The sequence below is a fragment of the Granulosicoccus sp. 3-233 genome (assembly GCF_052681095.1).
In genome coordinates this window covers 729,626-743,434 of sequence record NZ_JBQYLE010000001.1, presented here as the reverse complement: position 1 = coordinate 743,434, position 13,809 = coordinate 729,626, and the positions used below count along the sequence as shown (strand labels likewise).

Genomic DNA, 13,809 nt, shown 5'->3' with positions numbered 1-13,809 from the left:
ATGCGCCAAAAAAAGTTTTATTGCAACAATCTGCAAACTTTCTTGATTCACATATCAACCGTCGGCCGACAGCAACAGTGGCTGCTCGAGCAGCAGATCCCGCCGATGCTCGGCAAAGGCGTGGACGATCGGCCCGATTTCACGCTGCTGACGAATTCTGGCAAACAGGTCATTGGCCTCTGGATAAGTGCGCTTCAGGTAAGCCAGCCATTGCTTGGTGCGATTGCCGACATGTCGTGGACTCTGGCTGTCCGAACGCCGGAACTGCGCTTCGACATGGTGTGAAATCTCGATCCACGGCATCGGCAGCGCGGCTGACAGCGGTGCTCGCGACGGCGCTTTTTCATCAGAGGACGGCCGGACAAACTGATGATCGCCCGACTCCCGGTCCCATGCGGAAAACGGCGTCTGCTGTTCCGCGGCGCGGATACGCTGCGCCAGGTCCGGTGCGGACAAGGCTCCGCGTCCCAGCATCAGATGTCGGCAGCCACTGGCCCGCCGTGCGGCATGGCTGTCCTCGACCGTCCAGATCTCACCATTGATGTAGGTAGTGTCGTCATCGGCGGCGACCACCCCGGCCACCTCATGCCACCAGGCCGGTGGCTTGTAACCATCGAACTTGGTGCGCGCATGAATCGCCAGTTCGGTCGCACCCGCTTCACGAATCCCCCCCACGATCTCGGCCAACTGCGCGCTGTTGTCATAGCCCAGACGAATCTTGGCAGTGACCGGCACCTCGGCCGGTACGGCATCACGCACCTGCCTGACGATATTCGCCACTTGGGCAGGCTCGCGTAGCAGAATCGAGCCGCCGAGGCTGTTGTTGACCGTCTTGGCCGGGCAACCGAAATTCAGATCGACTCCGGGAGCCCCCATGGCCACGGCGCGCCGGGCGTTGATTGCCAACACCTCGGCATTGCTGCCCAGCAACTGTGTATAGACCGGCACGCCATGTTCGGTGCGGCCCCCCGTCTCCAGTTCCGGGCACAGACGCAGGAACACACGTTCCGGCAACAGCACATTGGTCACCCGCACGAATTCCGTGACACAGCGCGTATAACCGCCCAGGCCGGTCAACAAGCGGCGCATGGGCGCGTCAATGACGCCTTCCATCGGCGCCAGCACGATGTTACTGCCGGTATTGTCAGGTCCGATATCCGTCGGCATGCCGGACACTGGCTGAGCCGGTTGTACAAAGCCGGGCAGACCAGAGATTTGTGAAGTCGAGCGGGACACGGTACGCAGGAATCTACCAATAGCGAAACAGACGCCATCTTAACCGCATCATTGACGCGACGTAGTAGCATCGCATGCTGCACACGCCTACACTGCGCACATCATGCAAATCGGTCATACACAAGAACTCACGGTTCTGGAACGCAATCGCAATCATCTGCTGCTCGACGGTGGTGATGGCGTCCAGGTTCCCCTGCCTATCGAGGAAGCCGATGCCACGGAACCGGGCGAACAGATCGAGGTCTTCATTTTCGTCGATGCCTCCGGCAAGCCGCTCGCCACTACCCGCAAACCGCTGGTGGAACGCGACCACTGCGCCTCTCTGAAAGTGGTGGACATCACCAATGCCGGTGCCTTTCTGGACTGGGGTCTGAGCAAGAACCTGCTGCTGCCTTTCGCCGAACAACGCCGACCACTGGAAATCGGTCGTTACGAGAGCGTGCTGGTGTATCTGGACAAGAGCCGCCGCCTGGCGGCCAGCAGCCGACTGGATCATCATCTGCCGGAAACCGCCGATGATTTTCGCCCCTGGCAACCGGTGTCCCTGCTGATCTACCAGAGAACCGATCTGGGCCTGAAGGCCGTGGTCGACGATCGTGCCCTTGGTCTGCTGTACAAGGACGAGATCTTTCAGGACATTCGCGTAGGTGAAGCGCATCAGGGCTACATCAAGCGTCTGCGCCATGATGGCCGTATCGATCTGTCCCTGCAGCCGCCGAGCAAGGCACTGCAGCCGGAGCTGTCCGATGCCATCATCAACTATCTGCAGGACCATGACGGTGTCTGCGCTCTGAGCGACAAGAGCTCGCCAGACGCCATTCAGGCCCTGTTTCAGGTCAGCAAGAAGAATTTCAAGAAAGCCCTGAGCAGCCTGTACCGGGAGCGGCGAATCGTCATTCATCCCGAGCATATCGCACTGGCGGATCCTTCAGCCGCATCGGCACCCACCGGGGACTCCCCTGCCTCTGCCCCGGGCCGGAAACCCGTCAGGAAGCCAGCCTCGAAGACTGGCTCAAGCAATGCCAGCGCAGCGCCTCGGCCTCAGGGCAGGAAGCGACAGCCACCCGCCTCTGGTGGCAAGGGCCCCTGGGCAAAGGCCAGATCACGTCACGGCAACGCAAACGCAAATTCCAACACCACCAACACCACCAACACCACCAACACCACCAACACCACCAACACCACCAACAACAACAACAACAACAACAACAACAAGCCTGCCGGCAAGAAGGGTCGTCACTGATGGCCATTCAGTGGTTTCCAGGGCATATGCACAAGGCCCGCAAGGACATGGCCAAGGTGCTGCCGGAGGTTGATGTCATCCTCGAAGTTCTCGACGCCCGTATTCCCTGGAGCAGCGAGAACCCCATGCTCGGCGATATCGCGGCCGACAAGCCGCAATTGCGCGTACTGACCAAGGCAGATCTCGCCGATCCGGCGCTGACCAGCGAGTGGCTGGCACGCCTCGGCGACAACGAAAAACGCGATGCCATTGCCATCTCTGCCAATGAATCCAGCGCCGTGCGAGATATCCCTCATCGTCTTCGGGCCTTGGTACCGACTCCGACCTCCCCTCGCCTCAAGCCCTATGTGGCCATGGTGGTGGGCATCCCCAATGTCGGCAAATCCACACTGATCAACAAGCTCGCCGGGCGCGTCATTGCCAAGACCGGAAACGAACCGGCCATCACCAAACAGCAGCAGTTGATCACTCTCAGCGAAAACTGGCGGCTGCGAGATACACCCGGCGTACTGTGGCCGAAGGTGGAGAACGAGGCCAGTGGCTATCGGCTGGCGGCCACCGGTGCGGTGCGCGATACGGCCATGGACAGTGGTGAAGTGGCTGCCTGGCTGCTGGATCATCTCTGCGTACATTATGGTGCGCAACTGGAGGCGCGTTATGGCAATGACCTGCCTTTGGCGGACAGCGTACAGACGCTGGAGGCCATCGGACGAGTGCGCGGCTGCCTGGGCGGAGGCGGCCTGGTGGACTTCGATCGGGCCGGACGCCTTCTCCTGTCAGAGTTTCGCGCTGGCCAGCTTGGCGGCATCACCCTGGAAACGCCTGCCATGCAGGAAAGTGAACAAGCTGCAACGGAGAAACGCCTGGCAGAGATCGAAGCCAGGCGTGAAGAACGCCGACAGAAGAAAACCGCCGAGCGCGATGCCAGACGCGCTCGCAACAAGGCCTCTCGCGGCCGCTGACCATCACTCACACTGCTTGAGCTCACTGCAGGCGTCGCTCGAACGCTTTGCGCGGACAAGCAAACAAATCCTTCAGCGATCGGGCACTCGGCACTCGGCACTCGGCACTCGGGCAGCCTACCCTGATCCCGTTTGCTCGAACTCGCTGACGAACAGGCAATCAAGCCCTGTTCAGTGCCGCCGGGCACTCTCGAGCAGTTCACGGTGCCATCTTTCTCCACAGTCATCCACTGCCGGCAGACACCCCATTCGGGCGCTTTTCAGCCTGATTCCTGCGACTCACTCCTCAAATCGTTCGGAAGCCCGCCCCCTGTTCATCACGATCGAGAGGCGCACCTCGAAAAACCGACCGTTACGCCGATAGCCTTTTCATCAGCCGGAAATAGATCGATTTTTCGACAACGCTGACAACCTGTCGGAGTTGTCAGACAAGGGGATGAGGATGGTCTGCCACAGGTACCAGACAATCGGGATATTGCTGTTGGGAGCTGCGATGCTCAGCGGCTGCTCAGGCATGAAAACCGCGCCACAGCGCGATGATCAGCATGCAGCACTCGATCGCTGGACCCGCTGCATCGAACGCTACAGCGAACACTACCGCGGACCTGCCCTGTTGGCAGGCAAGCGTGCCCACCGCCACTGCGAAGGCCATCAACGTGATGTCGTCGCCATGTACCCGCATCACTTGAAGAACCAGATTGAATCGCTACTGTCCCAACGAGCTCACGCGATTACGAGCGTACGCATCGTCAAGACCGGCAGCAGCAACTATCTGGAAGCCTTCGAAGATTCACATCTTGACATCTTGAAGAGCCGTCTGACAGGAGCGCATCAGGCTGATCTGTGACATAGTGCGACGTTTGCTACGCTCAACACTTTTCACACCTCAAGGACCCGACCGATCAATGAAACGAACACTACACGCCGTTGCGACGGCAGCCCTGCTCGTGGGCGCCATGCCGGCCATGGCTCAGGACTCCACTCTGGAAACTCCGGAATCCAAGGTCAGCTACGCACTGGGCATGATGATTGGCGAACGCGTCATCAAGCAGTACGGCGAGGTGGATTACGATCTGCTGGTCAAGGCCATGAAGGCCCAGGCAGCCGGTGACGCCACCGACCTGAGCATGGAAGAAGCCCAGATGGTTCTGCAGGAACAGCAACAGGCAGCTGCCGCTGAAGCGGCCGCGGCAGCTCAGGAAGCCGGCATGAGCTATCTGGAAGAGAACAAGGCGCGCGAAGGGGTCATGGTGACCGATAGTGGCCTGCAATACGAAGTACTGTCCGAAGGCGAAGGTCCCAAACCGACCGCTGATGACACCGTCAGCGTGCATTACGTTGGCACTCTGATGGACGGCACGGAGTTCGACAGCTCCATCGCCCGCGGCGAGCCAGCTTCCTTCCCTCTCAAGGGCGTCATCCCCGGCTGGACCGAAGGTCTGCAACTGATGAATGTCGGCAGCAAATACCGCTTCGTCATTCCTTCTGATCTGGCCTACGGTGAACGTGGTGCCGGCCAGGCCATCGGACCCGGCGAGACCCTGATATTCGAAGTCGAATTGCTCGAAATCAAGTCTTAAAGCGCACTTTGCCTGAAGCAGTCGCTCAGGCGCTCCAACCGAAACAGCCCGTCACACCTGTGCGGGCTGTTTCGGTTTTGCAGGGCTCTCAGCGTAGCGATGTGCGGGCTGTTTCGCTTTTGCAGGGCTCAGCGTAGCGATGTCCGAACAGCTCCCGCTGATGACAAGACGCCGTGTCAGGCCCCCTGACGATCGTGACCGCTGGTGGTTCGCTGCGCGGTTTCCCAGTCGTCCGGCTCCCACACCGGTGCATCATTCGCCAGCAGGGATTGGCCGCGGATCAGATCAGCCGCCCGCTCACCCACCATCATGCTGGGTGCATTCAGATTGCCGTTGGTAATGGTGGGAAAGATCGAGGAATCCACCACGCGCAGTCCCTCGGCACCGCGTACCCGACACTGTCCATCGAGCACTGCCATCGGATCGTCGTCGCTGCCCATCTTGACACTGCAGGACGGGTGATAGGCACTCTCGACATTGGCCTTGACCCAGCGGTCGATCGCCTCGTCCGATTCCACGTCAAAGCCCGGCTGAATCTCGTTACCACGAAACGGCGCCAGTGACGGCTGCTGCAGTATTTCCCGGGTCAGACGAATACAGTCTCGCCAGTCCTGCCTGTCCTGCGGGTGCTGCAGGTAGTTGAATCGAATGCTCGGCGCTTCGAAGGGGTTGTCCGAACGGATGGCGATGCGACCGCGGCTCTGTGGTTTGTTGGGACCCACATGCACCTGAAAACCATCGCCCGCAAAGGCTGCCCGACCGTCATAACGCATGGCACCCGGCAGGAAATGGTATTGCACATTGGGGGACTTCAAGCCGGCCCGGGTACGGATGAAACCACAGGATTCGAAATGATTGGTGGCACCCAGCCCTTCATGCGTGGCGACCCAGCGGGCACCGATCAGGCCCTTGCGCCACCAGGACAGTTCCCGGTTGAGCGACACTGGCTGCGTACACTCATACTGGAAATACACCTCCAGATGATCCTGCAGATTGGCACCGACACCCGGAGAATCGATGCGGACAGGCACGCCGGCATTGTTCAGTATCAGGGCCGGGCCGATACCCGAGCGCTGCAGTATGCTGGGTGAGCCGATGGAACCGGCCGAGAGAATGACCTCGCCGCGGGTGAAGATCTTCAGCTGCCGACCGGCCGTGCGATAGCGCACGCCGATGGCACGTTGTCCGTCCATGATCACCTGATCGACCGTGACACGCGGGATGATCTTCAGGTTCGCCCGCCCCTTGATGGGATCCAGATAACTGCGTGAGGCAGAAGCGCGACGCCCCCGGCAAATGGACATGTGCTTCTGACCGAAGCCTTCCTGCTGATAGCCGTTGAAGTCTGCCGTGAACGGGTACCCGGCATCCTGCCCGGCATCGATGAAGGCCTGGTAGAGCGGGTTCAGCCGCATGTCGTTACCGGCATTGACACCCACCGGGCCATCACCACCGCGATAGCGGTTCGGACCGTGATACCAGCTTTCCATTCGCTTGTAATACGGCAGGCAGTTGGCGTAGTTCCAGCCCTCGGCACCGGACTCCTCCCACTCATCGATATCACAGGCATGTCCCCTCACGAAGGCCATGCCGTTAATGGACGAGGAGCCGCCAATGACCTTGCCACGCGGACAATCCAGTCGCCGTCCATCCAGCCCCTCTTCGGGTTCCGACTCGAAGCCCCAGTTGTACTTCGGCATGTTCATCGGAATCGACAGGGCCGTCGGCATGCGGATCAGCAGGCTGTTGTCACTGCCGCCGGCTTCCAGCAGCGCTACCGAGACCGCCGGATCCTCTGACAGTCGTGCCGCCAGTACGCAACCGGCCGACCCTGCCCCGACGATGATGTAATCGAATTCGTTCATGATCTGACCTGTTGGACGAAGGAAGAATGTCGTGATGAAAGCGTGAGCGCCGATGAACGCCCGGAACCGCCATTATCACTGCGACGGCAGGTTTGAACACCCGGAACCGCCAGCCTCATGGCAGCAGCACATTAACGACATCGCCGAATGGACTATCGTCCGATGGCGATCCGGACACGACCGTCCCTGGCCGTGAGTCGCCTACTTGGTGCCGAAGATACGGTCACCGGCATCACCCAGACCGGGCACGATGTAACCGTGGTCGTTGAGTTTCGTGTCAACGGCCGCAGTCACGATGGGCACATCCGGATGCGCTTCATTGAAGGCACGGATACCTTCCGGTGCCGTGATCAGACAGACGAAACGCATGTCCTTCGCCCCGCCCTGCTTCAGGCGATGCACGGCCGAGATCGCGGAATTGGCCGTTGCCAGCATCGGATCCACCACCACGATCAGGCGATCTTCCATGTGGTTGGGCACCTTGTAGTAATACTCCACGGCCTCCAGAGTCTCCGGGTCGCGGTACAGACCGACGTGGCCGACCCGGGCAGACGGGATGACATCGAGCATGCCGTCCAGCATGCCATTGCCGGCCCGCAGAATGGAGATGAAGGCCAGCTTGCGTCCTTGCAGAACCGGGGCGTCCATGCCTTGCACGGGTGTCTCGATGTGCTCGGGCACCAGCGGTAGATCACGGGTGACCTCGAAACACAGCAACCAGGAGATTTCCCGCAGCAGCGCGCGAAAGGCCGAAGAGGATTGCTCCTTGCGGCGCATCAGGGTCAGCTTGTGCTGCACCAGGGGGTGGCGCACGATGGTTGCCTGCAGGCCCATGTCGGCCAGATTCTGTTCAGTGAGCATGGATTCGAATCTCTCTTGGAATAGTGATTGTTCGTGGTGTTACGCTGTCAGCCACATCAACCGGCCAGTTTCTTGTAACGCACCCGCTTGGGCTGCGCGGCAGCCTCACCAAGGCGTTCCCGACGATCGGCTTCATACTCGGTGTAGTTGCCGGCAAAGAAGTTGATCTCACTGGGGTCTTCGTAGGACAGGATGTGCGTGGCCACGCGATCCAGGAACCAGCGATCGTGCGAGATGACGATGGCGCATCCGGCGAAGTCCAGCAAAGCTTCCTCCAGTGCACGCAGGGTTTCCACATCAAGGTCGTTCGAAGGCTCATCGAGCAGCAGCACATTGGCACCTTGCTTCAGGGTCATGGCCAGGTGCAGACGACCCCGCTCACCACCGGAGAGATCCTTGACGAATTTCTGCTGATCGCTGCCCTTGAAGTTGAAGCGGCCCACGTACTGTCGTGCCGGCATCTCGTAATTGTTGATGGAGATCATGTCACTGCCCTGGGCCAGCACGTCGAACACGGTCTTGTCGCCTTCCAGATCATCACGGCTCTGGTCGACATAGGCCAGCTGCACGGTGTCACCGATCACGATATTGCCCGAATCCGGTTCTTCCCGGCCCATCAGCATGCGAAACAGTGTCGATTTACCGGCACCGTTGCCGCCGATGACACCGACAATGGCCCCCTTGGGAATGCTGAAGGACAGATCCTCGATCAGCACACGATCACCGTAGGATTTGGTCACGTTCTCGAAGTCGATGACCTTGTCACCCAGACGCGGCCCGGGCGGAATGTAGATCTCGTTGGTCTCGGAGCGTTTCTGGAATTCCTGTGACTGCATCTCCTCGAATCGCTGCAGGCGAGCCTTGGACTTGGACTGACGCCCCTTGGCACCCTGGCGCACCCATTCCAGTTCGGCCTTCATCGCCTTGGCATGGGATGACTCCTGCTTGGCTTCGGCGTCGAGACGCGCGGACTTCTGGTCCAGCCAGCCCGAGTAGTTGCCTTCATAGGGAATGCCGTGCCCACGGTCGAGCTCCAGAATCCAGCCCGCAACGTTGTCCAGGAAGTAGCGATCGTGGGTGATGGCCACCACGGTACCGTTGAAGTCGTGCAGAAAATGCTCCAGCCAGGCCACCGAATCGGCGTCCAGGTGGTTGGTCGGTTCATCGAGCAGTAACATGTCGGGACCGGAGAGCAGCAGGCGGCACAAAGCGACCCGGCGCTTCTCACCACCGGAGAGATGGGCGACATTCTCGTCCCAGGGCGGCAGACGCAGCGCATCGGCGGCGATATCCATCTGGTGCTGCAGATTATGCGCATCGGAGGCTTCGATGATGGCTTCCAGTCGGCCCTGCTCGGCAGCCAGTGCATCAAAATCGGCATCCGGCTCGGCGTAGGCCGCATAGACCTCATCCAGACGCGTCTGAGCTGCCTTGACCTCGTCCACGGCCTCTTCGACCACTTCGCGCACCGTCTTGGCCGGATCCAGCTGCGGCTCCTGCGGCAGGTAACCGACGTTGATGCCCGGCATGGGCCGTGCTTCACCTTCGATCTCTTCGTCCAGACCTGCCATGATCTTCAGCAGGGTGGATTTACCCGCGCCGTTGAGGCCGAGCACGCCGATCTTGGCGCCGGGAAAGAAGGACAGTGAAATGTCCTTGAGAATCTGTCGCTTGGGCGGCACGATCTTGCCAACCCGGTTCATGGTGTAAACGTACTGAGCCATTGATTATCCGCTGAGCCAAATGACGCCTAGTGTATAGAAAACAACACCGTCACCCCAGTATCGGGTGCGACAGATGCTGTGCCGCCGACGTCTGCCGCCTGCAGGCGGCGAACTTGTGGAATCCGCACTAGACTAAGCGCCACCCAGAAGTGCTTTGCGACGGCAACGACCTTCAAATCCAGTTTTCAACGACTCGTGATACGCCATGTTTCAATCGTTCTTTCCCCGACCCAAGGTTTTCTTCCTGTCTGCGGTGGCCTGGTTCTTCGTGACGCTGGCCATCTGGTATGGTTTCGCCGATTCTCTGGCACCCGCCCTGAGCCTGATGCGCGAAGCCTTGCCGACGATCGAGGGGGAGCGCCCACCGTTTCTTAACCCTGACAAGGTGTGGGTCTATCAGTACATCGTGCTGGTCACGGCGCTGTTCTGCGCAGCCTGGTTCTTCATCGATCGCAATCGCTGGTACTGGTGGGCCGTATGCGGTTCGGCCGTGATCCTGCTGGTCTCCTACTTTCAGGTACAGCTGGGCGTGTGGCTGAACAACTGGTATGGGGACTTCTACGACCTCATTCAGCTGGCCCTGTCCGAACAGGGGGTCAGCAAGATCACTTCCGAGCAGTTCTATGGCCAGTTGATGACCGCCCTGTACATTCTCGTGCCCAATATCATCATTCTGGTCACCTTTGCCTTCTTCACCTCGCACTATGTGTTCCGCTGGCGAACGGCCATGAACGACTACTACATGTCTCACTGGCACAAGCTGCGGAATGTGGAAGGTGCTGCCCAGCGTGTGCAGGAAGACACCATGCGCTTTGCCAGCATCATGGAAGGCCTGGGCTCGGCCTTTGTCAGTTCCATCATGACGCTGATTGCCTTTTTGCCACTGCTGTGGACACTCTCCACCAACATCACCGAGCTGCCACTGGTGGGCGCTGTAGACGGTTCCCTGGTATTCCTGGCCTTGCTCTCTGCCATCTTCGGCACCGTTCTGCTGGCCGCTGTCGGCTACCGACTGCCCGGGCTGGAATTCAACAACCAGAAGGTGGAAGCGGCCTATCGCAAGGAGCTGGTCTATGGTGAGGACCATGACGAGCGCGCCGCACCGCCGGCCATCCGGGATCTGTTTGGCGACGTGCGCCGCAACTACTTCCGACTGTACTTCAACTACCTGTATTTCAACGTCTTCCGCTACGCCTATCTGCAGGGTGCCAATTTCATTCCGCTGGTGGCGCTCGGGCCGACCTTCGTGGCCGGCATGATCACCTTCGGCCTGTTCCAGCAGATCAGTAACGCCTTCGGACGGGTGGAGAATTCCTTCCAGTTCCTGGTCAACTCCTGGACCACCATCGTCGAACTGATGTCCATCCACAAGCGTCTGATGGCCTTTGAAGCACGCATTCATACCGATGACCCGGGCGATGCGGCGGAACCGGCGCTGGAGGCCTGAGGCACAGCCACTGAAAGTCAGGGAGCTCCCGTCGCCCTGCGGCGGGGCCCCGTCCTGCGCTGGATATCCCGGCGCGATACTTCTGCAGACGATGGATCGGGAGCTATCGGCTGAATCGGAAAGTTCAGACCTCGATCGGCCTGAGCTGCTCGTTGTACAAGTCGATCTTCTCGATGTAATGCCGAGCCGACACTGGCAGTCCTTCCAGGGCTGCCTCGCTCAGCGGTTTGATGATCCTTGCGGGAGAACCCAGCACCATCGAACCATCGGGAATGACCATGCCCTCGGTTACCAGGGCATTGGCCCCGACCAGGCAATTCCTGCCGATGACGGCATTGTTCAGCACCACCGCATTCATGCCGATCAGGCTGCCGTCGCCGATGGTGCAGCCGTGCAGCATCACCTTGTGCCCGACCGTGACGTACTCGCCGATGTTCATCGGCACGCCTTCGTCGACGTGCAGCACCGAGCACTCCTGCACATTGCTGCCCTCGCCGATGACGATAGGCGCATTGTCACCACGAATGACGGCGTTGAACCAGATGGAGACATCCTCGCCGATCGTCACATCCCCGATCAGCACGGCATCCGGTGAAATGAAATATCGGCGGCTCAGGGCCGGTTGCTTGTCACCCAGAGCATACAGCATGATGGTTTCATCCGTGTTGTGCGAAACAGGCTCATGGTAACCCGTTGATCCGCCCGTGCCGAGCTGTGAATCGCCCCGCAGAATCAGACGAGCACCCGGGCTGTTCACCGGTCGAGTGAGTGCACCCGCCTTCAGGTTCCGTCCATTGCTCCCGATATAACGGAGGTAACACTTCGCTGGCAGAGCCCATGAGTCACTCGAACGTTCTTGAACAAGGTGCCGCGCAAGCGGCCGCAAAGCCGCCCACGCACCGGCGCAAGATGATCAATGCCGTCTGGCAACCCTTTCTGCAATTCAAGCTGCTGATGTACATGCTGGGCACAACTGCTCTGGTAGCCGTGCTGCTGGGCGCCTTTTTGTATGTCGCCTTCAGTGATCTGGTGGCGGTCATGGCGGGCAGCAACGAATCCACCAGCTACTACGGCGAGATGATCGAGATTCAGCTGGTCCATCTGTTTCGCTATTGCGGTGCGCTGTTCGTGCTCTACATTCTGCTGCTGGCAGCCGTCTGCATTGCCTACACTCATCGGCTGATCGGGCCGCTGCGCCCCTTCACACGTCATGTGGACGCACTCAGTCGCGGCGACTATTCCAGCCGAGTGCGCCTGCGCAAGAGCGATCTGCAGCTCTACGAGGACTACGCGGCCAAGCTCAATGCCCTGGCCGTTCATCTGGAAACCCGCGACAAGCACGGCTGAGGCGTACAGCCATCACGGGAATCCGAACCTGCGAGGCGCAACAGGCCGCGCCTGCCTGATCTCGTGGCAGTCGTCGCCTGTCAGGCCGCAGCGAACGCCGTGACCTGAATCCGGTGAAGCGCCTGCGTCTCCTGTCGCCCCAACCCACCGGCTCTGTCAGCGCGTATACCTACCTGATCAGGATCTCCGGCCCCATCATGACGGTCGGCAACCAGGTGGACAGCGGTGGAAAGTAAGTCACCAGAATCAGGAAGGCAAACAGGATGGCCACGAACGGCAGTGCAGCACGCACCACGTTCAATACGGACAGCTTGGCCACCCCTGCCGTCACGAACAGGTTCAGTCCCACCGGCGGTGTGATCATGCCGATTTCCATGTTCACGACCATGATGATGCCCAGATGGATCGGGTCGATACCCAGTTCCATCGCGATCGGGAACACCAGCGGCGCCACGATGATCAGCAGGCCCGACGGCTCCATGAACTGACCACCGATCAGCAGCAGCAGGTTCACCACCACCAGGAACATGATGGGCCCGAGGCCGGCAGCGAGCATGACTTCGGCGATGGCCTGCGGAATCTGCTCCTCGGTCAGCACATGCTTCAGGATCAGGGCATTGGCGATGATGAACATCAGCATGACCGTCAGCTTGCCCGATTCGAACAGCACCTTGCGTGTATCGGCGTGCAGCCAGACCGTCAGCAGGCTCTGTGGTCGCTTGAACAGGGAATGCGATTTGCCCTCTTCGATATGCAGTGGGCCCATGTCCTTGTAGACGAAATTGGCAATGAAGAAGGCGTACATGGCCGCCACCGCCGCCGCTTCGGTCGGGGTGAACTTGCCACTGTAGATGCCGCCGAGAATGATGACGATCAGCATCAGTCCCCACAGGGCATCCAGTCCCGATCGGCCGATCTCGCCCCAGCCCTTCCAGGGCTGCTTCGGCAGATTCTTGATACGCGCCATGACGTAGATGCCGATCATCAGGAAGACACCGGCCAGCAGGCCGGGAAAGACACCTGCCAGAAACAGCCGGCCGACCGACACGTCGGTGGCCGCGGCGTACACCACCATGACGATGGAGGGCGGAATCAGGATGCCGAGCGTACCGGCGCTGCAGATGACACCGGCAGCAAATTCCTTGGTATAGCCCACCTGGCGCATACCGGCGATGACAATGGTGCCGATGGCGACGACCGTGGCCGGGGATGAACCCGACAGGGCCGCAAACATCATGCAGGCAAACACCGAGGCGATGGCCAGACCACCCCGTACATGCCCGACCACGGCAATGGAAAAACGGATGATGCGCCGCGCCACGCCACCGGTGGACATGAAGCCGGAGGCCAGTACGAAAAACGGGATGGCCAGCAAGGTGTAGTGACCGGTGAAGGCACTGAGCAGAGTCTGCGCCACCGAGGCCAGCGACGCGTCGGAGAAGATCAGCAGAAAACCGATACTGGAAAAGCCGAGAGAGACGGCGATGGGCACGCCCATCAGCATCAGGATGATGACAACGACGAACAGCAGCAGGGCTTCCATG

The 13,809-nt window shown here is 60.0% G+C and carries 12 protein-coding genes; 6 read left to right on the top strand and 6 right to left on the bottom strand.

Translation table 11 applies throughout. The features are described from left to right. Positions 1 to 54 precede the first annotated feature (54 nt). The gene (locus ACUNV4_RS03230; protein WP_430877054.1) at positions 55 to 1,167 is read right to left on the bottom strand and encodes a tRNA dihydrouridine synthase; all 1,113 of its coding nucleotides are present in this window, start codon (positions 1,165 to 1,167) and stop codon (positions 55 to 57) included. Positions 1,168 to 1,339: 172 nt separating this feature from the next. Here ACUNV4_RS03230 and ACUNV4_RS03225 point away from each other — a divergent pair, with 172 nt between their 5' ends. The 4 genes from ACUNV4_RS03225 (at position 1,340) to ACUNV4_RS03210 (ending at position 5,021) form a co-directional block, all read left to right on the top strand. Then, complete coding sequence (locus ACUNV4_RS03225; RefSeq protein WP_430877053.1) at positions 1,340 to 2,479, top strand: CvfB family protein; 1,140 nt, start codon at positions 1,340 to 1,342, stop codon at positions 2,477 to 2,479. Beyond that, positions 2,479 to 3,441 (top strand): ribosome biogenesis GTPase YlqF, encoded by a 963-nt coding sequence (gene ylqF / locus ACUNV4_RS03220; RefSeq protein WP_430877052.1) that lies wholly within the window; start codon positions 2,479 to 2,481, stop codon positions 3,439 to 3,441. The genes ACUNV4_RS03225 and ylqF overlap by 1 nt, the downstream gene beginning before the upstream one ends. 514 nt (positions 3,442 to 3,955) lie before the next feature. Continuing rightward, positions 3,956 to 4,288, top strand: coding sequence for a hypothetical protein (locus tag ACUNV4_RS03215; RefSeq protein WP_430877051.1), 333 nt, complete (start codon positions 3,956 to 3,958; stop codon positions 4,286 to 4,288). A gap of 58 nt (positions 4,289 to 4,346) precedes the next feature. Beyond that, a complete protein-coding gene (locus tag ACUNV4_RS03210) occupies positions 4,347 to 5,021 on the top strand; it encodes an FKBP-type peptidyl-prolyl cis-trans isomerase (RefSeq protein ID WP_430877050.1) in 675 nt (224 codons plus the stop codon). A 176-nt stretch (positions 5,022 to 5,197) separates the two neighbouring features. Here the strand turns inward: ACUNV4_RS03210 and betA are convergent, their stop codons facing one another. From betA to ettA, 3 genes are all read right to left on the bottom strand, one after another. Further along, positions 5,198 to 6,886 carry a choline dehydrogenase gene (gene betA / locus ACUNV4_RS03205; RefSeq protein ID WP_430877049.1) on the bottom strand — a complete coding sequence of 563 codons (1,689 nt, stop codon included), beginning with the start codon at positions 6,884 to 6,886 and terminating at the stop codon, positions 5,198 to 5,200. Positions 6,887 to 7,087: 201 nt separating this feature from the next. Continuing rightward, positions 7,088 to 7,747: a uracil phosphoribosyltransferase gene (gene upp, locus ACUNV4_RS03200; RefSeq protein WP_430877048.1), complete on the bottom strand. Its 660-nt coding sequence runs from the start codon at positions 7,745 to 7,747 to the stop codon at positions 7,088 to 7,090. Between the two features lie 56 nt (positions 7,748 to 7,803). Continuing rightward, entirely contained in the window at positions 7,804 to 9,471 is a 1,668-nt protein-coding gene (gene ettA, locus ACUNV4_RS03195) for an energy-dependent translational throttle protein EttA (protein WP_430877047.1), read from the bottom strand. A gap of 205 nt (positions 9,472 to 9,676) precedes the next feature. Here ettA and sbmA point away from each other — a divergent pair, with 205 nt between their 5' ends. After that, entirely contained in the window at positions 9,677 to 10,918 is a 1,242-nt protein-coding gene (sbmA, locus tag ACUNV4_RS03190; protein ID WP_430877046.1) for a peptide antibiotic transporter SbmA, read from the top strand. Between the two features lie 124 nt (positions 10,919 to 11,042). Here the strand turns inward: sbmA and ACUNV4_RS03185 are convergent, their stop codons facing one another. Then, on the bottom strand, positions 11,043 to 11,567 hold the full coding sequence (locus ACUNV4_RS03185; protein ID WP_430877045.1) for a gamma carbonic anhydrase family protein: 525 nt from the start codon (positions 11,565 to 11,567) through the stop codon (positions 11,043 to 11,045). A gap of 188 nt (positions 11,568 to 11,755) precedes the next feature. Here ACUNV4_RS03185 and ACUNV4_RS03180 point away from each other — a divergent pair, with 188 nt between their 5' ends. Then, positions 11,756 to 12,265, top strand: coding sequence for a hypothetical protein (locus ACUNV4_RS03180; protein ID WP_430877044.1), 510 nt, complete (start codon positions 11,756 to 11,758; stop codon positions 12,263 to 12,265). A gap of 169 nt (positions 12,266 to 12,434) precedes the next feature. Here ACUNV4_RS03180 and ACUNV4_RS03175 read toward each other — a convergent pair whose 3' ends face one another. Beyond that, positions 12,435 to 13,808: a TRAP transporter large permease gene (locus ACUNV4_RS03175; protein WP_430877043.1), complete on the bottom strand. Its 1,374-nt coding sequence runs from the start codon at positions 13,806 to 13,808 to the stop codon at positions 12,435 to 12,437. Position 13,809: the final 1 nt, after the last annotated feature.

Excerpts from the sequence above, each read along its gene's own strand:
- ACUNV4_RS03230 (WP_430877054.1), bottom strand. The coding sequence starts at position 1,167 with ATGCCGACGGATATCGGACCTGACAATACCGGCAGTAACATCGTGCTG.
- ACUNV4_RS03225 (WP_430877053.1), top strand. The coding sequence starts at position 1,340 with ATGCAAATCGGTCATACACAAGAACTCACGGTTCTGGAACGCAATCGC.
- ylqF (WP_430877052.1), top strand. The coding sequence starts at position 2,479 with ATGGCCATTCAGTGGTTTCCAGGGCATATGCACAAGGCCCGCAAGGAC.
- ACUNV4_RS03215 (WP_430877051.1), top strand. The coding sequence starts at position 3,956 with ATGAAAACCGCGCCACAGCGCGATGATCAGCATGCAGCACTCGATCGC.
- ACUNV4_RS03210 (WP_430877050.1), top strand. The coding sequence starts at position 4,347 with ATGAAACGAACACTACACGCCGTTGCGACGGCAGCCCTGCTCGTGGGC.
- betA (WP_430877049.1), bottom strand. The coding sequence starts at position 6,886 with ATGAACGAATTCGATTACATCATCGTCGGGGCAGGGTCGGCCGGTTGC.
- upp (WP_430877048.1), bottom strand. The coding sequence starts at position 7,747 with ATGCTCACTGAACAGAATCTGGCCGACATGGGCCTGCAGGCAACCATC.
- ettA (WP_430877047.1), bottom strand. The coding sequence starts at position 9,471 with ATGGCTCAGTACGTTTACACCATGAACCGGGTTGGCAAGATCGTGCCG.
- sbmA (WP_430877046.1), top strand. The coding sequence starts at position 9,677 with ATGTTTCAATCGTTCTTTCCCCGACCCAAGGTTTTCTTCCTGTCTGCG.
- ACUNV4_RS03185 (WP_430877045.1), bottom strand. The coding sequence starts at position 11,567 with ATGCTGTATGCTCTGGGTGACAAGCAACCGGCCCTGAGCCGCCGATAT.
- ACUNV4_RS03180 (WP_430877044.1), top strand. The coding sequence starts at position 11,756 with ATGAGTCACTCGAACGTTCTTGAACAAGGTGCCGCGCAAGCGGCCGCA.
- ACUNV4_RS03175 (WP_430877043.1), bottom strand. The coding sequence starts at position 13,808 with ATGGAAGCCCTGCTGCTGTTCGTCGTTGTCATCATCCTGATGCTGATG.